Annotated in this window: 16 protein-coding genes; 10 read left to right on the plus strand and 6 right to left on the minus strand. The window is 74.1% G+C overall.

The features are described from left to right. Positions 1–28: 28 nt before the first annotated feature. The 3 genes from ABWU78_RS06100 (at position 29) to ABWU78_RS06110 (ending at position 4172) form a co-directional block, all read left to right on the plus strand. Positions 29–2779 (plus strand): hypothetical protein, encoded by a 2751-nt coding sequence (locus ABWU78_RS06100; RefSeq protein WP_439157842.1) that lies wholly within the window; start codon positions 29–31, stop codon positions 2777–2779. A gap of 73 nt (positions 2780–2852) precedes the next feature. Then, positions 2853–3578, plus strand: a complete 726-nt coding sequence (locus tag ABWU78_RS06105) for a hypothetical protein (RefSeq protein WP_353706841.1) — start codon at positions 2853–2855, stop codon at positions 3576–3578. A 39-nt stretch (positions 3579–3617) separates the two neighbouring features. Further along, positions 3618–4172: a GNAT family N-acetyltransferase gene (locus tag ABWU78_RS06110; RefSeq protein WP_439157843.1), complete on the plus strand. Its 555-nt coding sequence runs from the start codon at positions 3618–3620 to the stop codon at positions 4170–4172. A gap of 12 nt (positions 4173–4184) precedes the next feature. Here the strand turns inward: ABWU78_RS06110 and ABWU78_RS06115 are convergent, their stop codons facing one another. Genes ABWU78_RS06115 through ABWU78_RS06125 form a run of 3 tightly spaced genes read right to left on the minus strand, consistent with a single transcriptional unit; the run spans position 4185 to position 6690 of the window. After that, positions 4185–4763, minus strand: a complete 579-nt coding sequence (locus ABWU78_RS06115; protein ID WP_253054849.1) for a TetR/AcrR family transcriptional regulator — start codon at positions 4761–4763, stop codon at positions 4185–4187. A gap of 2 nt (positions 4764–4765) precedes the next feature. Next, positions 4766–5359, minus strand: coding sequence for a sugar O-acetyltransferase (locus tag ABWU78_RS06120; protein ID WP_253054847.1), 594 nt, complete (start codon positions 5357–5359; stop codon positions 4766–4768). After that, positions 5356–6690 (minus strand): MFS transporter, encoded by a 1335-nt coding sequence (locus ABWU78_RS06125; protein ID WP_353706839.1) that lies wholly within the window; start codon positions 6688–6690, stop codon positions 5356–5358. Before ABWU78_RS06125 ends, ABWU78_RS06120 begins: the two co-directional genes overlap by 4 nt. 165 nt (positions 6691–6855) lie before the next feature. Here ABWU78_RS06125 and ABWU78_RS06130 point away from each other — a divergent pair, with 165 nt between their 5' ends. Further along, on the plus strand, positions 6856–8148 hold the full coding sequence (locus tag ABWU78_RS06130) for a PIN domain-containing protein (RefSeq protein WP_253054839.1): 1293 nt from the start codon (positions 6856–6858) through the stop codon (positions 8146–8148). A gap of 17 nt (positions 8149–8165) precedes the next feature. On the opposite strand, the gene ABWU78_RS06135 is transcribed toward ABWU78_RS06130, so the two are convergent. Beyond that, positions 8166–9008: an alpha/beta fold hydrolase gene (locus tag ABWU78_RS06135; protein WP_439157844.1), complete on the minus strand. Its 843-nt coding sequence runs from the start codon at positions 9006–9008 to the stop codon at positions 8166–8168. 108 nt (positions 9009–9116) lie between these two features. Here ABWU78_RS06135 and ABWU78_RS06140 point away from each other — a divergent pair, with 108 nt between their 5' ends. Both ABWU78_RS06140 and ABWU78_RS06145 read left to right on the plus strand, forming a co-directional pair. After that, positions 9117–9686, plus strand: coding sequence for a TetR/AcrR family transcriptional regulator (locus tag ABWU78_RS06140; RefSeq protein WP_353709546.1), 570 nt, complete (start codon positions 9117–9119; stop codon positions 9684–9686). Between the two features lie 253 nt (positions 9687–9939). Then, positions 9940–11274, plus strand: coding sequence for a ricin-type beta-trefoil lectin domain protein (locus tag ABWU78_RS06145; protein WP_353706836.1), 1335 nt, complete (start codon positions 9940–9942; stop codon positions 11272–11274). An 87-nt stretch (positions 11275–11361) separates the two neighbouring features. Here the strand turns inward: ABWU78_RS06145 and ABWU78_RS06150 are convergent, their stop codons facing one another. Then, positions 11362–12567: a cation:proton antiporter gene (locus ABWU78_RS06150; protein WP_353706835.1), complete on the minus strand. Its 1206-nt coding sequence runs from the start codon at positions 12565–12567 to the stop codon at positions 11362–11364. Positions 12568–12803: 236 nt separating this feature from the next. Here ABWU78_RS06150 and ABWU78_RS06155 point away from each other — a divergent pair, with 236 nt between their 5' ends. Then, positions 12804–14180, plus strand: a complete 1377-nt coding sequence (locus ABWU78_RS06155) for an 8-oxoguanine deaminase (protein ID WP_439157845.1) — start codon at positions 12804–12806, stop codon at positions 14178–14180. Positions 14181–14229: 49 nt separating this feature from the next. Here ABWU78_RS06155 and ABWU78_RS06160 read toward each other — a convergent pair whose 3' ends face one another. After that, positions 14230–14724: a GNAT family N-acetyltransferase gene (locus tag ABWU78_RS06160; protein WP_439157846.1), complete on the minus strand. Its 495-nt coding sequence runs from the start codon at positions 14722–14724 to the stop codon at positions 14230–14232. Between the two features lie 182 nt (positions 14725–14906). On the opposite strand from ABWU78_RS06160, the gene ABWU78_RS06165 reads away from it, so the two are divergent. The 3 genes from ABWU78_RS06165 (at position 14907) to ABWU78_RS06175 (ending at position 18973) form a co-directional block, all read left to right on the plus strand. Next, entirely contained in the window at positions 14907–16559 is a 1653-nt protein-coding gene (locus ABWU78_RS06165) for a nucleobase:cation symporter-2 family protein (protein WP_439157847.1), read from the plus strand. A gap of 192 nt (positions 16560–16751) precedes the next feature. Beyond that, positions 16752–18239, plus strand: a complete 1488-nt coding sequence (locus ABWU78_RS06170; protein ID WP_439157848.1) for an amino acid permease — start codon at positions 16752–16754, stop codon at positions 18237–18239. An 89-nt stretch (positions 18240–18328) separates the two neighbouring features. Beyond that, entirely contained in the window at positions 18329–18973 is a 645-nt protein-coding gene (locus ABWU78_RS06175) for a lysophospholipid acyltransferase family protein (protein WP_253054823.1), read from the plus strand. Position 18974: the final 1 nt, after the last annotated feature.

Consider the following 18974-nt stretch of genomic DNA (forward strand, 5'->3'; position numbering starts at 1 on the left):
TCCGACCCTGCCGGAGGTGCCCGTACCGATGCCGTCCCCCTCGCCGCCGCACTCGACGCACCCGACGTCCCGCACGCCCGGTCCCGCCGCGGCGCTCGCGGCGGTCGTCGCGCTCGTGCTCGCCCTCGGCACCGTGCTCGCGCTCGCCGCGGCCGGTGCCCTGCCCGCGTCCGCGCAGGCCGAGACGGGCAGGCTCTCGCTCTTCAAGCGCATCGAGAACCTCGACACGGGCTCGTCGGAGGGGCGGCGGGAGCTGTGGACGATGCACGCGCGGAACGTCGAGACCGGAGAGGTGATCGAGGGCGACGGCCTCAACGGCGTGCAGTCGCTCGAGGTCCCGGCGGGCACGTACCGGATCTGGGAGACGGGCGGCGTCGCGGGCTTCCGGTTCCAGAACTGGAACTGCGGCGGGGAGGACATCCTCGACCCCACTCCCGACGTCGTCGTCCCGCCGGGCGGCACGCTCACGTGCACGGTGGACAACGAGGCGATCTCTCCGACCCTCACGCTCGTCAAGGAGGTGGTCGGGGGCACGGCGTCGCCCGCGGACTGGACGCTGCGGGCGCAGGGACCGTCGTCGATCGCCGGCCCGTCCGGGTCTGACGCGGTGACCGACCAGGCGGTCCGTATCGGCCAGTACACCCTCTCCGAGGAGGGTGGACCGGCCGGCTACCGCGACGACGGGTGGGTGTGCGAGGGCGCGGAGGTCCTCGGGAGCACGGTGACGATCGACCTCGCCGACTCGGTGACGTGCGTCGTCACCAACGTCGCGCCGATGCCGCCGACCGTGCCGACGCTGACTCTCGTCAAGGAGGTCGTCGGCGGTCCGGCCACGGCAGCAGACTGGACGCTCACGGCGGAGAACGGCGCGGCGACCCTCACCGGGACCACGGGGGCCGCGGCGGTCACGGCGGCCGAGGTGAGCCCCGGGCGGTACGCACTGTCCGAGGACGGTCCCGCCGGGTACGACGGCGCGTGGTCGTGCACGGGCGCGACGTCGGGCGACGGCTCGGACGGCGCCGTGACCGTCGCGGAGGGCGAGGACGTCGTCTGCACGGCCACGAACACGTGGGCCGGCGGCACCCTCACGCTCGTCAAGGAGCTCGCGGGCAAGACCCTCGCTCGTCCGGTCGACTGGACGCTCAGCGCGACGGGGTCGGACGCCGAGGTCGTGGGCCGCTCCGGGACCGCGGCGGTCACGGACGTCCCGGTGCCCGCGGGCGCCTACACGCTCGCGGAGGACGGCTGGTCGGGCTTCACCGCGGGCGACTGGGTGTGCGACGGCGGCCCGGTGACCGGCGCCGTCGTGACGGTCGAGCCGGGCGCGGACGTCACGTGCACGATCGTCAACACGCCCCTGCCCTCGCGGCTCACCCTCGTCAAGGTGGTCGACGGCGGACCCGCGGCTCCTCGGGACTGGACGCTGTCCGCGACCGGTCCCCAGGCCGACGGGACGACCGGGGCGATCTCCGGCCCCTCGGGCGGCGCGGCGGTGAGCCACGTCGACGTGGGGGAGGGGATCCACGAGCTGTCGGAGTCCGGCGGGCCCGAGGGGTACGAGCCGGGGGAGTGGGTCTGCGTCGGCGGGGTCCAGCTCGGCGGTGCGAGCGTGCTCGTCGGGCCGGACGACGACGTGGTCTGCACCGTGACCAACACCTACGTGGGGTCGATGCTGACCCTCGTGAAGGTCGTCGTCGGCGGGTCGGGCGACCCGGAGGCGTGGACCCTCACGGCGACCGACGCGGGCGGGCAGACCGTCGCGAGCGGGCCGGTGGGCAGCGACGCGGTCACCGCGGTGCCGCTCCCACCCGGGGCCTACGACCTGGCGGAGTCGGGGGGCTACAGCGGCTACGCGTCGGAGGGGTGGACGTGCGGGCCCGCACCGGTCGAGGGGTCGACGGTGACGCTCGGTCCCGGCGACGACGTCACGTGCGTCGTGACGAACCGGGCCGAGCTGCCGCACCTCACGCTCGTCAAGGAGCTCGACGACCGCGGCTTCACCGGCGACGTCGCCGCGACGGACTGGACCCTGACCGCCACGGGCGAGGGGCGGGAGATCTCGGGTGTCACCGGGTCCGCCGACGTGTCGCACGTGACCGTCGCGCCCGGCCGGTACCTCCTGTCCGAGTCCGGAGGTCCGGACGGGTGGACGGCCCTGCGCTGGGTGTGCGACGACGCGCGCGTCGTGCAGACGCCGCAGGCCGGGTCGCTGATCTCGACCGTCGTGGTGGAGCCGGGCGACGACGTGACGTGCACGGTCACCAACCACTGGCTCGCGGGCACGCTGACGCTCCACAAGGAGGTGGTCGACGGCGCCGCGCCCGCCGACGACTGGCAGCTCACCGCCGCGGGACCGACGGCGATCTCCGGCTTCGACGGCAGCGAGGACGTCACGCTCGTCCCGGTGGCCGCCGGGACGTACGACCTCACCGAGTCGGGCAGCGACTGGGACTACACCCAGGAGGAGTGGGCGTGCGACGGCGGCGTGCTCGTCGACGCGGACACCGTGCGGGTCGACGACGGCGCGGACGTCGAGTGCACGGTGGTGAACACGGTCCTGGACCCCCCGACCCCGACCCCGACCCCGACCCCGACCGACCCGACCTCGCCCCCGACCGACGGGCCGACGCCGGGCACGGACGACACCCCCACGCCGGGAGCGACGCCCGGCGAGGACCTCGCCACGACCGGGACCGACGTCGTCGTGCTGCTCGCCGCGGCCCTCGCGGCGCTCGTCGCGGGCGGGACGCTGCTCGGGGTCCGGCGCCGGCGCGGGTGAGCGGGACCGCTCCGGCCCGCGGCTGACCGCGGCTCGCCGCGCGACACCCGGTCCTGCGGGCTACTGTCCTGCCGTGGCCGACGAGGGCGAGCAGACCGAGCGGACCGCGCAGCCGGAGCAGGTCGCGCGGGCAGGGCAGGGCGACCCGGGCGAGACGAGTGAGACGGCGCAGCACGGCGGGCACGCGGGCCGGTCGTGGCGCGAGACCGTGACCGTCGTGCTGCTCGCGGTGACGGCCGTCCTCACGGCGTGGAGCGGGTTCGAGGCGAGCAAGTGGGGCGGCGAGATGTCGATCGCGTTCTCGCGCGCGTCGACGCAGCGCATCGAGGCCTCGACGCACCGCGCGCACGCGGACACCGCCCGCTCGATCGATCTCCAGGTCTTCAGCCTCTGGCTCGAGGCGTACGCGACGGGGGACACGGAGCTGGAGGAGTTCACGCGCGCGCGCTTCACGCCGCACTTCCGGCCCGCGTTCGAGGAGTGGCTCGCCTCGCGCCCCCTCCAGAACCCCGACGCCGCCCCGAGCCCGTTCGCGCTCGACGCCTACGTCCCGCCGGGAGCCGTCGAGGCGGTCGAGGCCGACGAGCGCGCGGACGCCCTCTTCGCGCAGGCGCTCGTCAACAACCAGCGGGGCGACAACTACACGCTGACCACCGTGCTGTTCGCGCTCGTGCTGTTCTTCGGCGCGTTCGCCGGCCGGTTCCGCTCCGAGCGCGCGGCGTGGGCCATGGTCGGCCTCGCGTGCGCGGTCCTCGTCGTCGGCGTCGTCTTCCTCGCGACCTTCCCCAAGATCGTCTGACCCCGCCTCGGGGGGCGCGCACCCTCGTAGCCTGGGGCCATGCAGACCCTCACGACGGCCCGGCTCACCCTCCGCCCGTGGCAACCCGACGACGCCGACGCCGCCCTCGACATCTACTCGCGCTGGGACGTCATGCGGTTCATCGGGGTGACGCCACGCGTCCTGGAGCACCGCGACGAGGCGCTGGAGCGGGTCGAGCGCTGGGCAGCCGTCGACGACGGCACGCACGGGGTCTGGGCCGTCGTCCCGCGCGAGGGCGAGGGGGCGGACCTGCCCGACGCCGCGCCCGTGGGGACCATCCTGCTCAAGCTCATCCCGGCGTCGGGCACGGGCGACCCGTCGCAGCCCTCGGGCGACACGGAGATCGGGTGGCACTTCCACCCCGACGTGTGGGGGCGCGGCTACGCGACGGAGGCGGCCGCCGCGGTGCTCGCGCACGCCTTCGAGCGCGGGCTCGACCGCGTCGTCGCCGTCACGCACCCCGACAACGCGGCGTCCCAGGCGGTGTGCCGGCGGATCGGCATGACGCACCGCGGCACGACCGACGCGTACTACGACACGACCTGCGAGCTGTTCGACGTGACCGCCCCCTGACGGGAGCGCCGGTCAGAGGACCTGCGTGAGGCGCCGGACCGCGCCGAGGACGTCGACGTCGTCGTGCGGCTCGGTGTCGAGCGCGCGGTGGATGGTCATGCCCTCGATGAACGCGTCCAGCACGCGGCACGTCGCGGGGTCGAAGTGACGCCCGAGCGCGTCGCGGCTGCGGCGCATCCAGTCGTTGGTGAGCGTCCGGTAGGCCGGGTCGCGCGCCGCGAGCGTGTAGAGCTCGTGGGACAGGACGAGGTCGCGCTGGGTCGCGAAGACGTCGTGCGTGATGAGCGTCGTGACCGCCTGCACGGCCTCCTCGGGCGTGCGCGCGGCGCTCATGCGGCGCTCGAACTGGGCGGCCGCGTCGCGCGCGAACCGGCCGAACGCCTCGCGCAGCAGCTCGTCCATCCCGGCGAAGTGGTAGGTCATCGACCCGAGCGGGACGTCGGCGGCGGCCGCGACGCGCCGGTGCGACGTGCCGGCGACGCCGTGCTCGGCGACGACGTCGAGGCACGCGTCGACGATGCGGTCGCGGCGCTCCGGGTCGTGGCGGCGGGCGCGGGGGGTCGGCCCGGTCGGGGCCTCGGGGGCGCTCATGGTCAGATGTTCTCGCGGATCACCCGGGCCGGGTTGCCCACCGCCACCACGTTCGCGGGCAGGTCGCGCGTCACGACGGACCCCGCGCCCACCACGGTGTTGTCGCCGATCGTCACGCCGGGGCACACGATCACGCCGCCGCCGAGCCACACGTTGTCGCCGAGCGTGATGGGCTCGGCCGCCTCGAGCTTGTCGCGCCGGGGCTGCGGGTCGACGGGGTGGGTCGGCGTGAGGAGCTGGACGTTCGGCCCGAGGAGGCAGTCGTCGCCGACGGTGATCGCCGCGACGTCGAGCGCGGTGAGCCCGGAGTTGACGAACGTCCGGTCGCCGAGGTGCACGTTGCTGCCGAAGTCGACCGCGAGCGGCGGCTTGACCCACGACCCCTCGCCGAGCGACCCGAGCAGGTCGGCGAGGATCGCGCGGGCGTGCGTGTCGTCGCCGTCGCCGTCGAGGACGGCGCGGTGGAACGCGTCGACGAGGACCATGCCCCGGTGGACCCCGCGCGCGATCTCGGGGTCGTCGGCGACGTACAGGTCGCCCGCGGCCATGCGCTCGTAGCTCGTGCGGTCGTCACCGGCGAAGTAGTCGGTGGTCATGCGGTGGTGGCCTCCTCGGGCGCGGTCGTGCGGCGGTCGTGGTCATCATGCCGGTCGTGGCCGGCCGGGCCCGGTCGGCCCGCGGAGCGCCGGCGCGGGGCGAGCACGCCGGCCAGGAGCACGACGACGAGGCCGGCCAGCGGCAGGACGAGCAACCCGGCGCGCAGGCTCGTGGCGTCGGCGACGAGCCCGACGATCGGCGGGGACAGGAGGAACCCGAGGCGCAGGAGCCACGACACGAGGGTGAGCCCCGTGCCCGCGCGCAGTCCCGGGAGCTCGTCGGCCTGCTGCATCGCGGCGGGGACCAGGGTCGCGACGCCGAACCCGGCGGCGGCGAACCCGGCGATCGTGCCCGGGACGGAGGGGAACGCGAGCGCGAGCCCGGTGCCGAGCAGCACCAGCGCGCCCCCCGTCCCGGCGACGGCGCGCTGGCCGAAGCGGTCGACGAGGCGGTCGCCGACGAGCCGACCGACGAACTGCGCGCCGACGAGCGCGACGAACCCGGCGGCGGCGAGCGTCGCCGGGGCGCCGAGCGACCCGGAGAGGTAGACCGCCGCCCACGTGCTGCCCGCGTCCTCCACGAGCGTGCCCGCGACGGCGACGAGGACGAGCGCGGCGAGGACGGCGGCGGTGCGCGTGCGGGACGGGCGCGCGGCGGCGCCCGCCGCGGCGGCCTCGGCGCTGGTCGGGGCGCCCGGGGTGGTGAGCGTCCCGGCCTCGCCCGCGACGCCGTCGGGCACCTCGCCGTCCAGCCCGGGCAGGCACGCGCGCAGGGCGACGAGCGCGACGACGGAGAACAGCGCGCCGGTGATCGCCAGGTGCACGGCGAGCGGGAGGTCGAGCGCGATCGCGGCGGCGGCCATGCCGCCGCCGACCACGGCGCCGACCGACCACAGCGCGTGGAAGCCGTTGATGATCGACCGGCCGTAGCGGCGCTGCACCCGGAGGCCGTGCGCGTTCTGCGCGACGTCGGTGAACGCGTCCATCGCGCCTGCGGCGAACAGCGCGACGACGAGCAGCGGCAGCGCCGGGGCGAGGCCTGCGAGCAGCAGCCCGGCCGCGGTGAGCACCGTGCCCGCGACGGCGACGCGTGCCGAGCCGAAGCGCCGCACGAGCGCCGCAGCCGCGAGCCCGGCGGTGATCGCCCCCGCGGGGAACGCGGCGACGGCGAGCCCGTAGGTGGCGTTGCCCAGGTCGAGCCCGGCCTTGATCTCGGGGTACCGCGGCACGAGGTTCGCGAACAGCGCGCCGTTCGTGAGGAACAGCGCGGCGACGGCGACCCGCGCCCGCCGCACGTCCGGCGCCGGCCGCGCAGGGGGAGGCGACGACATGCGGACGATCGTACACACGATGTGTACGTCCGTACACACACCTGGTGCCGAACCCGGGGTTGGTCCCCACCTCGGCACCGAGGTGGGGAACAACCCCGGGTTCGGCGGGGTGGGGGAGACGACAGCACGGGTGCGGGGGCGGCGTCTGCACCTAGGCTGGCGGGCATGGACACCGAGGAACGCCTGGCCGTCTTCATCGACTACGAGAACCTCGCGCTCGGCGCGCGCGAGCACCTGGGCGGCATGACGTTCGACTTCGGCCCGATCGCCGACGCGCTCGCGGTGCGCGGGCGGGTGGTCGTGCGGCGCGCCTACGCCGACTGGTCGTACTTCGACGAGGACCGGCGCTCGCTCACGCGGCACCAGGTCGAGCTCATCGAGATGCCGCAGCGCATGGGCGCGTCGCGCAAGAACGCCGCCGACATCAAGATGGTCGTCGACGCGATCGAGATGGCCTTCGAGCGCGACTACATCTCGACGTTCGTCATGTGCACGGGGGACAGCGACTTCTCCCCGCTCGTCCACAAGCTGCGCGAGCTCAACAAGCGCGTGATCGGGGTGGGTGTCGAGAAGTCGACGTCGCGCCTCCTGCCGCCCGCGTGCGACGAGTTCCTCTTCTACGACCGGCTCGAGGGCGTCGACGTGCCGGACGAGCCGGAGCCCCGGTCGGTCCGGGGCTCGCGCGCCGGGGCGAGCGGGACGACGACGGGCGCCGGCAAGGCGAAGCGCGGCGGCGGGCGCTCGACCGGGCGCCGCAAGGCGACCGAGATCGCCGAGCCGGAGGTCGAGACGCCGGCTGCCGCGGCGCTCGCCGAGCTGGGCGAGGCCGTCGGCCGCACGACCCGCCGCGGCGAGCCCGTCGTGACGGAGAGCGACGAGGTCGACGTGACGACGACGCCGGTCGCCGAGGCGTCGGGCTCCGTCGAGGCGTCCGCGGCGGTCGAGCCGCCCGCGTCCGAGGCCGACGACGACGCACCCTCCGGCGAGGACCTCCCCATGGAGGTGCGCGTCGCGCAGACGCTCGCCGACCTCGAGGCCTCGACGAGCGGCGCGGTGACCGCGTCCGTGCTCAAGCGCACGCTGCTGCGCAAGGACCCGACGTTCAGCGAGGCCGACTACGGGTTCCGCAACTTCGGCGAGTTCCTGCGGTTCCTGGCCGACCGGGGCTTCGTCGAGCTCGCACCGGGGCCGGCGACGGGCGACCCCGAGGTCTCCCTGCCCGCGCAGGGCGACACCGACCAGGCGTTCGCGCTCGTGCGCGAGGTCGTGCAGGAGGAGGGCGGCTCGACCGTCCTGTCCGGGCTGAAGAACGCGATCCGCAAGAAGCGCCCGGACTTCAGCGAGAAGGCGCTCGGCTACCGCGGCTTTCTGCAGTTCTGCAAGGCGGCGCAGGCCGCCGGCGCCGTCGACCTGGCCTGGGACGACGACGCCGACGACTACCGCGTGTCGGTCGCCTAGCGGGCCTAGCGGGTCACCTAGCGGGCGACGAAGGCGAGCAGCGCCGCGTTGACCTCGTCCGCGTGCGTCACGAGCAGACCGTGGGGCGCGCCCTCGATCTCGACGTACTCGGCGTCCGGCACGAGCTGGCGGAAGCGGCGCCCGGTCGCGTCGATCGGCAGGATGTTGTCCTTCGTGCCGTGGAGGATGAGCGTGGGCTTGCCCGCCGCGCGGACGGCCTCGACGTCGGCCCGGAAGTCCTCGATCCACGTGGGCACGACGGCGTACGCGGCGACCGGCGCGGACCCGATCGCGGTGATCCAGCTCGCGCGCACGGTGTCCTCGCTGATGCGCTTCCCGAGGTTCTCGTCGAGGTTGTAGAAGTTCTTGTAGAAGTCGGTGTACCAGGCGTACCGGTCGGCGCGGGCCGCGTCGACGATCCCGTCGAACACCGACTGCGGGACGCCCTCGGGGTTGTCGTCCCGCTGGACGAGGAACGGCTCGAGCGACGCGAGGAACGCGAGCTTGGCGACGCGCTCGGGCCCGTGGTTGTGGACGTAGCGGGCGAGCTCGCCCGTGCCCATGGAGAACCCGACGAGGATCACGTCGCGCAGGTCGAGCGTCTCGAGGACGGTGTTGAGGTCCGCCGCGAAGGTGTCGTAGTCGTACCCGCTGCCGACCTTGCTCGACGCGCCGAACCCGCGGCGGTCGTACGTGACGACGCGGTGGCCGGCGTCGATCAGCTCGCGCTTCTGGAGCTCCCAGCTGTGCCCGTCGAGCGGGTAGCCGTGGATGAGGACGACCGGCTGGCCGGTGCCCTGGTCCTCGTAGTAGAGCTCGATGTCGGTGGAGTTCTCCTGCCCGACGGTGATGTACCCCATGGTCGTGCTCCCTTCGCGGATTGGGAGAACGGTCGTTCTCCCGTGAGTCGCTACACTAGAGAACGATGGTTCTCCCCGCAAGAGGGGGGCGATGAACAGGAGGTGACGATGCTCGACGACGCGAGCGCTCGCGCGCTGGTGGTGGCCGCCGCCGACCGGCTGTTCTACGCGCGCGGCGTCCAGTCGGTCGGGATGGACGCGGTCCGCACCGAGGCCGGGGTGTCGCTCAAGCGCATCTACGCGCTGTTCCCGTCCAAGGACGACCTCGTCGTCGCCGTGCTGCGGCACCGCACCGAGCAGTGGGACGCGGGGATCGCCCGCGCGGCGGCTGGTGCGACGACGCCCCGCGACCGGCTGCTGGCCGTGTTCGACTTCCTCGACGCGTGGTTCCGCGAGGATGGGTTCCGCGGGTGCGCGTTCATCAACTCCTTCGGCGAGCTCGGTGCGACGTCGCCCGCCGTCGCCGCGGCGGTCCGCGAGCACAAGGAGTCGTTCCAGCGGTACGCGCGCGACGTCGTGCGCGAGGCGGGCCTGCCCGACGACGTCGCGCTCCAGGTCGTCCTGCTCGCCGAGGGTGCGCAGACCACGGCGGCGATCACGCAGGACGTCGACGTCGCGCGCCAGGCGCGCCGTGCGGCCGAGGCGATCCTCGACGCGGCGGTCCCGGCGACGGCCTGAGGCGCCAGAAGGTGCCCGCGCCCCCGTGGTCTGAGCTCGGGGCGCTCGCGGGCCCCGACGCCCGACGGAGGCGTGGGAGTGGGAGCGATTCCACGACACGCCGAGAGAGCGCTTGCTCGGGCGCGGCGAGTGCCCGTAGGTTCGCGGGCGGAGGGCCGAGGAACGGCCCCCGCCCCGGTGCGGAGTCGCGCCGAAGCACGTCGCGCACCGTGGCGAGACGCAGGTGGCAGTCGCCGCCGGACCTGGAGGATCGATGGACCTCGCACGTCAGCGTTCACCCCGTCCCACGCCCCTGCGGGGCGCCCGTCCACGACCTGGCAGGCCACGACGCCGTCCGGCACCGCACCTCGGCGACGCCGCGCGCCGCGTCCTGGCGGGCGCGGTCGCGGTGATCGCCGTGAGCGCCGGGGCGCTCGTCGCAGCCCCCGCCGCGACCGCCGCGCCGGGTGACGTCATCTGGTCGGACGAGTTCGACGGCGCCGCGGGCTCGGCCCCGAGCTCCGCCCGCTGGAACCACGAGACGGGCGCCGGAGGGTGGGGCAACGCCGAGCTCCAGAACTACACGACGTCGCGCGCGAACTCGGCGCTCGACGGACAGGGCCACCTCGTCATCACCGCGCGCCGCGAGGCCGACGGGTCCTACACCTCCGCCCGCATGACGACGCAGGGGAAGTACCAGCCGCAGTACGGGCGCGTGGAGGCGCGCATCCAGATCCCGCGCGGCCAGGGCATCTGGCCGGCGTTCTGGATGCTCGGCGGCAACCTGCCGGGGGTCGGCTGGCCGGCGTCGGGCGAGATCGACGTCATGGAGAACGTCGGCTTCGAGCCGCACCGCGTGCACGGCACGGTGCACGGACCGGGGTACTCGGGCGGCGCCGGCATCACGGGCATGTACCAGCACCCGCAGGGCTGGTCGTTCGCCGACGACTTCCACACCTTCGCGGTCGACTGGAAGCCGGGCGAGATCACGTGGTTCGTCGACGGCCAGCAGTTCCACCGGGTGACGCGCGCGAGCGTCGGCGCGAACGCGTGGGTGTTCGACCAGCCGTTCTTCCTCATCCTCAACGTCGCGGTCGGCGGGCAGTGGCCGGGGTACCCCGACGGCACGACCTCGTTCCCCCAGCAGATGAAGGTGGACTACGTCCGGGTCTACGACAACGGCTCGGGAACCTCCAACCCGAACCCCGGTGGCAGCCTGCCGACCGGGACCGGGACGATCCGGATCGCGAACGGGTACTGCCTCGACGTCCCGTGGGGCCAGACGCACGACGGCAACCGCGTGCAGATCGTCCCGTGCAACGGCAACGTCGCGCAGTCGTGGACGCGGGGCAGCGACGGGACGATCCGGGCGCTCGGCAAGTGCCTCGACGTGAGCGGCAGCGGCACGGCGAACGGGACGGCGGTCCAGCTCTGGACCTGCAACGGCACGGGCGCCCAGAAGTGGTCCTACGACGCGGGGTCGAAGACGCTGCGCAACCCGCAGTCGGGTCGGTGCCTGGACGCCGAGGGCGGCAACCCGCTCTACGAGGGTCAGCGGTTCGTGATCTGGGACTGCCACGGGTCGACCAACCAGCAGTGGACCTTCTGAGTCCTCCGCAGCCGAGCGAGGCGTCCGTGTGCGAGCGCTGCGTCCCCGGACGCGTCGCTCGCGCGCGGACGCATCACTCGCCCGGGGTCATCCGGCGCCGCGTTCTCCCGTCGGCGGGGCCGCGACGTCGTCGGGCTCCGTAGGGCGCGAGCCGAGCCGGCTCGCGACCATCGGGAGCACGATCACGGACAGCACGCCCGCGCCGACGAGCGCCGCGCCGACGCGCGACGTCATCGCGTCCTGCTCGACCGCGATCTCGGTGAGCGCGACGAGCAGCGGCAGCGCGGTCGCCGCGTAGAGCGCGGTCTGGACGCGCTCGACCGACGGCAGCTCGCGCCGGAACCACAGCAGCACCGGCCCGCCCCGCACGATCACCATGAGCGCGAAGAACGTCAGCGGCAGCAGCGGCGACGCGACGATGGAGTCGATGTCCAGGCCCATGCCGGAGCTGACGAAGAACACCGGAACGAACACGCCCCACGCGACCGCGTCGAGCTTCTTCTCCAGCGCCTCGACGTCGCCGGGCGCCCAGCGGCGCAGCACCATCCCGCCGACGAACGCGCCCAGCACCGCGTCGAACCCGAGCCCCGCGGCGAGCGCGAGCAGCGCGACGAGCAGCAGCACGGTGAGGCGCAGGGTGCTCTGGCCGGTCCCGTGCTCCGCCGCGCTGAAGAGGCGGTCGCCGCCGAGCGCCTTGAGGCGCCCCAGCCTCCCCGGTAGCGCGGACAGCGCGATCGCGACGACGGCGAACAGGACCAGCAGGACCGCCGCGACCCCGCTCTCGCGCGTCCCGAGGAGAACGGCCATCGCGACGATCGGTCCCAGCTCGCCCACCGCCCCGACCACGAGCACCGCGCGGCCGAGTCGCGAGCCGAGCTGACCGCCGTCGCGCAGGATGGGGAGCACGACGCCCAGCGCGGTGGTCGTGAGCGCGATCGCCCCCGCTGCGACCGCGTGCGGGGAGTCGTGGCCGACGACGGCGAGGACGAGGGCCGCCCCGACGACGAGCGACGTCAGCCACGCCGCCCCGGCACGTCGCCCCACGCGCTCGCGCAGGAGGTTCGGCTCGAGCTCGTACCCGGCAAGGAGGAAGAGGAACCCCATGCCGAGGTCGGACAGGAGCGTGACGTCGTCGGGCGTCGCGAGGTCGAGCGCGGCCGGCCCGATGAGGATGCCGCCGAGCAGCAGCACGACGACCTGCGGCACGCGCGACCGCACCGGCATGAGCCCCGCGAGCAGCGGCGCCAGCAGCGCGACGACGAACACCGGGACGAGCGGGGCGTAGACGTTCACGGGCGGTTCTCCGGGTGTCGGCGGGCGGCGGGTCCCAGGATCCCGCAGCGCCGCAGGTCGCGCGCGGCGGAGGCCCGCGGCGTCGTCCGTCGGGGTTGACGGTGCGTCGCGCCCCGGCCTACGGTCGGCCCAGCCGCGGATCCCGCGGCACCTGGATCGGCAGACAGGACCACTGAGCCGGCGCACCGTGGCGCCGGAGCCGCGCCCCGGTGAGCGACGAGCCACCAGGAGGCACCATGACCAGCCCGTCGTCCGGCACCCGCACCTGGGTCCGTGACCCGCTCGGCGTCTTCACCGCCGACGACTCCCCGGACGCCCCGGACGCGCGCGGCGGGGTCGTCGTCGAGGACGGCGTGATCGCCGAGGTCGTCGCGGCGGGCGCGGAGCCGTCCGCCCCGGTCGACGCGACGTTCGACGCGTCCCAGCACGTGCTCACGCCCGGGCTGATCAACACGCACCACCACTTCTACCAGACGCTCACGCGCGCCTGGGGGCCGGTCGCCGACGCCCCGCTCTTCCCCTGGCTCCAGCGCCTCTACCCGGTGTGGGCGCGCCTGACCCCGCGCGACCACGAGCTCGCGACGACGGTCGCGCTCGCCGAGCTGCTGCTCTCCGGCTGCACGACGGCCGCCGACCACCACTACGTCTTCCCGGCCGGCCTCGACGACGCGATCGACCTCCAGGTCGCCGCGGTGAAGCGGCTCGGGATGCGCGCGACCCTCACGCGCGGGTCCATGACGCTCGGCCAGGACGACGGCGGTCTGCCGCCGCAGTCGGTCGTGCAGAGCCTGGACGTGATCCTCGCCGACTCGCAGCGCCTCGTGGAGAGGTACCACGAGCGCGGCGCCGGGGCGCAGGTCCAGATCGCGCTCGCGCCGTGCTCGCCGTTCTCGGTGACCACCGACGCGATGCGCGAGAGCGCGGCGCTCGCGGAGGACCTCGACGTCCGCCTGCACACGCACCTCGCGGAGACGATCGACGAGGAGGACTTCTGCCGCGATCGCTTCGGGATGCGCACGGTCGACTACCTCGAGTCGGTGGGATGGCTCACGGACCGCGCGTGGCTCGGCCACGGCATCCATTTCGACGACGAGGAGGTGCGCCGCCTCGGGGCCGCGGGAACCGGCGTCGCGCACTGCCCGACGTCGAACATGCGCCTCGCGTCCGGGATCGCGCGCGCCGTGGAGCTCGAGGACACGGGCGCGCCCGTCGGGCTCGGGGTCGACGGCTCGGCGTCGAACGACGCCTCGACGATGATCCTCGAGGCACGGCAGGCGCTCTACCTCCAGCGCCTCCGGTACGGCGCCGACATCCCCGTGACGCGCGCGCTCGGCTGGGGCACGCGCGGGTCGGCGCGCGTGCTGGGCCGGGACGACGTCGGCGTGCTCGCCGTCGGGAAGCAGGCCGACCTCGCGCTGTGGCGCCTCGACGAGCTGCGCTTCTCCGGCGCGCACGACCCGGTGGCGGCGCTCCTGCTGTGCGGGGCCGACCGCGCGGACCGCGTCATGGTCGGCGGCGAGTGGCGCGTGGTCGACGGCGCGATCCCGGACCTCGACCTCGGCGCCCTGGTCGCCGAGCACTCGGCCGCGGCCCGGCGCCTCGTCGCGGGCTGACCCGCGGCCGAGCGGGGACGTGCCCGGCCACCGGCCGGGGCGTCCCCGCTCAGAGCTCGCGGTAGTAGTGGACGACGGGGAGGGCGGTGAAGCCGCGCGACTCGTAGAGGGCGCGCGCGGCGTCGTGCCCCGGGTCACCGCCGGTCCAGACGTTGGCGTACGCGCACCCGGCGTCGCGCATGAGCTGCAGGGCGGCGTCCACGAGGAGGCTCCCGATGCCGTCGCCCTGAGCGTCGGGGTCGACGGCGATGATCTCGAGGTCGGCGGTGCGGGCCCCCTCGGCAGGAGGCTCGCCGATCACCACGGTGGCGAACCCGACGACCTGGCCGGCCCGCTCTGCGACGAGCGTCGTCGTGGGGTGCTTCTCGCACGCGCCGCGCACGTCCGCCTCCTGGCTGCGTCGCCAGTCCGGGTAGGCGAGCCCGTAGAGGCGCTCGCCGAGGATCGCGCGCCACGAGACGAAGGCGTCCTCCCACGCGCGCAGCGACAGGTCGACGACGGCGTCGAGGTCCGTGGGGCGGTAGGGGCGGAGCGTGGCGGTCACGGCTGGAGGCTACGGAGCCGGGCGGGCAGGTGCCAGTGCTGTGGTGCGGCCGGCGACCGAGGGCCGTCACCGCAGGCCACGCGCGAGTTGCCGGGAGGGACTTGACACACGTCACACTTGGCGTTCGAATAGTGGAAGTAGTTTTCCGCCAAGCGGAACGATAGCTGACGAGGAGGTCCGCTATGAACGCGCGAGCCACGAGGGCCACGGACGGCGCCGAACGTCGTCCGGTACGCCCCGAGGACGAGCGGCTGGCCATCGGGTCGACGTTCGGGTACGGGTTCCAGCACGTGCTCACGATGTACGGCGGCATCATCGCCCCGCCGCTCATCGTGGGCGGCGCCGCCGGGCTGACCGGGGCCGAGATCGGGACGCTCGTCGCGGCGTCCCTCTTCATGGGCGGCCTCGCGACGATCCTGCAGACGCTCGGCATCCCGTTCTTCGGGTCGCAGCTCCCGCTCGTGCAGGGCGTGTCGTTCGCGGGCGTGTCCACGATGGTCGCGATCGTCAACGGCGGGGGAGGGATCCCGGGCGTCCTGGGCGCGGTGCTCGTCGCCTCGGCGGTCGGTCTGCTCATCACGCCGTTCTTCGCGCAGATCATCCGGTTCTTCCCGCCCGTGGTCACGGGCGTCGTCATCACGACGATCGGTCTGACGCTCATGCCCGTCGCCGCGAACTGGGCCATGGGCGGCAACGCGAGCGCGCCCGACTACGGCTCGGTGAGCAACATCGGCCTCGCCGCGCTGACGTTCGCGATCGTCATCCTGCTGTCGAAGGTCGGCAGCGGGACGATCTCGCGCCTGTCCATCCTCATCGCGATCGTCGTCGGCACGCTCATCGCGCTCGCGCTCGGCAAGGCGGACTTCTCCGGCGTCGGCGACGGCCCGGTCGCCGCGTTCCCGTCGTTCCTCGGCTTCGGCGCCCCGACGTTCGAGATCGCCGCGATCATCTCGATGCTCATCGTCATCCTCGTGACCCTCACCGAGACGACGGCGGACATCATCGCCGTGGGCGAGATCGTCGGCACCAAGGTGGACCGCAAGCGCATCGCGAACGGCCTGCGCGCCGACATGGCGTCGTCCGTCGTCTCGCCGTTCTTCGGATCGTTCACGCAGTCGGCGTTCGCGCAGAACGTCGGGCTCGTGGCCATCACGGGCGTGAAGTCGCGGTTCGTCGTGGCGGCGGGCGGCGCGATCCTCGTGGTCCTCGGCCTGCTGCCGGTCCTGGGCCGCGTCGTGGCCGCCGTCCCGACGCCGGTCCTCGGCGGTGCGGGCGTCGTGCTGTTCGGCTCGGTGGCCGCGTCCGGCATCCGCACGCTCGCGAAGGTCGACTACTCCCGGCCGATGAACCTCATCATCGTGGCGGCGTCGATCTCGTTCGGCATGATCCCCATCGCCAAGCCCGACTTCTACGACCAGTTCCCCACGTGGTTCGGCATCATCTTCCACTCGGGCATCAGCTCCGCCGCGGTCATGGCGATCCTGCTCAACCTGCTCTTCAACCACGTCAAGCTCGGCAACCCGCCCGACCCGTCCGTGTTCGCCGCGGGCGCGGAGCACGGGGCGAGCGCGGTGGACGAGGACGACCTCGACGACCTCGAGGACGACGGCGTCATCAACGGCTCGACCCGGCGACCCGTGGCCGGCGACGCGACGCCTCCCGAGCCGGTGAACCCGGTCGCCCCGAGCGACGGCCAGGACCGCGACGGCCGACCGGCCGATGGGAGCACCGCCGCCGCGCCGCAGCCAGCACCGCCCGCCGAGGCGACCGGCGGCGGGAGCGCCGCACCGCGGCACCACGCCGTCGCGCCGCTCCCGCGGACCGCGACCCCGTAGGCGCAGGCACAGCGTCGTGCCCGACGCCGCCCCGCACCCGAGCGACCCCCTCGCGCCGGGTGCGGGGCGCCGTCGTGCGCGGAGCGGCCGGGGTGCCCGGGTGGGGCCACGGGCAGAGGGTGGCGTCGGGCCGTGTAGCGTCGTGGGTCGGCGTCGAGCACGGCGACCGGGACCCGACCGCAGGACCGCACCATGAGCAGCCCCATGCCCGAACCCTCGGCACCGACCGGGCACCCGTCCCCCTCGGAGCCCCCGTCGGCGTCCGGCGGCACCACCGGGTCCGCGACCTCCGCCGACCACCTCGGGACCGGGCTGCGGACGCGGCACCTGACGATGATGGGGCTGGGCTCCGCGATCGGCGCGGGGCTGTTCCTCGGCTCGGGCGTCGGGATCGCGACCGCCGGTCCCGCCGTCCTCGTGTCGTACGCGATCGCGGGCGTCGTCGTCATCCTCGTCATGCGGATGCTCGCGGAGATGGCGAGCGCGCGGCCCGCGAGCGGGTCGTTCTCCGTGTACGCGGAGGAGGCGCTCGGGCCGTGGGCCGGGTTCCTGCTCGGCTGGCTCTACTGGTTCATGCTCGTCATGGTGCTCGGCGCCGAGATCACGGGCGCCGCGCGCATCGTCACCGGCTGGTACCCGGACGTGCCGCAGTGGGGCGTCGCGCTCGTCGTGGTCGTCGTGTTCGCCGTGATCAACCTGTGGGGCGTCCGGCAGTTCGGCGAGCTCGAGTTCTGGTTCGCGTTCGTCAAGGTCGCGGCGATCGTCGGGTTCCTCGTCGTCGGCGTCCTGCTGGTCCTCGGGCTGCTGCCCGGGACCGACCCGGTCGGCACGTCGAACCTCCTGGGCCACGGCGGCTTCGCGCCGGAGGGGTGGGGCGGGATCGCCGCGGGGCTGCTCGTCGTCGTCTTCGCGTTCGGCGGCATCGAGATCGTCACGATCGCCGCGGCGGAGGCGCGCGAGCCGCGCACGGCCGTCGCGCGCGCGACCCGCAGCATCGTGTGGCGGATCCTCGTCTTCTACCTGGGCTCGGTCGCGATCATGGTGCTCGTCCTGCCGTGGGACTCGCCGCTGCTCGCCGAGAGCCCGTTCGTCGCGGTGCTCGACCTCGCGGGGCTGCCGGGCGCGGCCCGCGTCATGGAGGTCGTCGTGGTCGTCGCGCTGCTGTCCGCGTTCAACGCGAACGTCTACGGCACGTCCCGCATGGCGTACTCGCTCGCCGGGCGCGGCGACGGCCCGCGGGCCCTGCGGCGCGTGTCACGTCGCGACGTCCCGTGGGTGTCCGTGCTCGTCTCGGTGTTCTTCGCGCTCGTCGCGGTGGGGCTCAACTGGCTCCTGCCCGAGGCGCTGCTCGGCATCCTGCTCAACGCCGTGGGCGCGGCGCTGCTCGTCGTGTGGGTCCTCGTGGCGGTGTCGCAGCTCCGGCTGCGCCGTCGGATCGAGGCGCAGGCGCGCGCGTCGGGCGAGCCCATGACGCTGCGCATGTGGGGCTTCCCGTGGCTCACGTGGGCCGTGCTCGCCGGGCTCGCGGCGCTGGCCGTCCTCATGCTGACCGACGACGCCGCGCGCGCCCAGCTCCTGTCCACGGCCGGTCTCGTGGTCGTCATCCTGGCGCTCTACGCGGTGACGCGCGGCGGCCGCGCGCGCCGCGTGGCGTCGGCGGGGGCGCGCGGCGACGCATGAACCGGAGGTGACGTCGGACGACCTGCGGGAACGCCGGCGTCGAACGCAGCGTGCACGGACGTGCGCCGACGACGGTGCACAATGAACGGATGACCTACCGCGTCCTGAGGCTCATCCTGTCGCTGCTCGCCTACGTGCTGCTGCGGCCACAGGTGACCGGACGCAACAACATCCCGCGCAACGGGGCGGTCATCCTCGCGAGCAACCACCTGTCGTTCATCGACTCGATCCTCATCCCGATCGTCGCGCCGCGGCACGTCACGTTCCTCGCGAAGGCCGAGTACTTCACGGGCCGCGGGCTCAAGGGCCGGCTGTCGCGCTGGTTCTTCACGACGATCGGCATGATCCCCGTCCAGCGCGACGACCCGCGGGCGGGGCAGCGCTCGCTCGAGGACGCGCTCGAGGTGCTGCAGCGCGGCGGCGCGTTCGGCATCTACCCCGAGGGCACGCGCTCGCGCGACGGCAAGCTCCACCCGGGCCGCACGGGCGTCGCGTGGCTCGCGCTCGCCGGGCACGCGCCGGTCGTCCCCGTGGCGGTGCGCGGCACGGACAAGGTGCAGCCCATCGGCAAGCGGATCCCGCGCCTGCACCGCGTCGAGGTGCACTTCGGCAAGCCGATCGACCCGCAGCGTCAGATCACGGCCGGCACCAAGCCCGCGCAGGCGCGGCGCGAGCTCACGGACGAGGTCATGGCGTCGATCCACCGCATGAGCGGCCAGGACCTCGCGGCCTGAG

It is taken from the genome of Cellulosimicrobium sp. CpK407 (assembly GCF_051844275.1).
In the GTDB taxonomy this organism is placed as follows: Bacteria; Actinomycetota; Actinomycetes; order Actinomycetales; family Cellulomonadaceae; genus Cellulosimicrobium; species Cellulosimicrobium cellulans_G.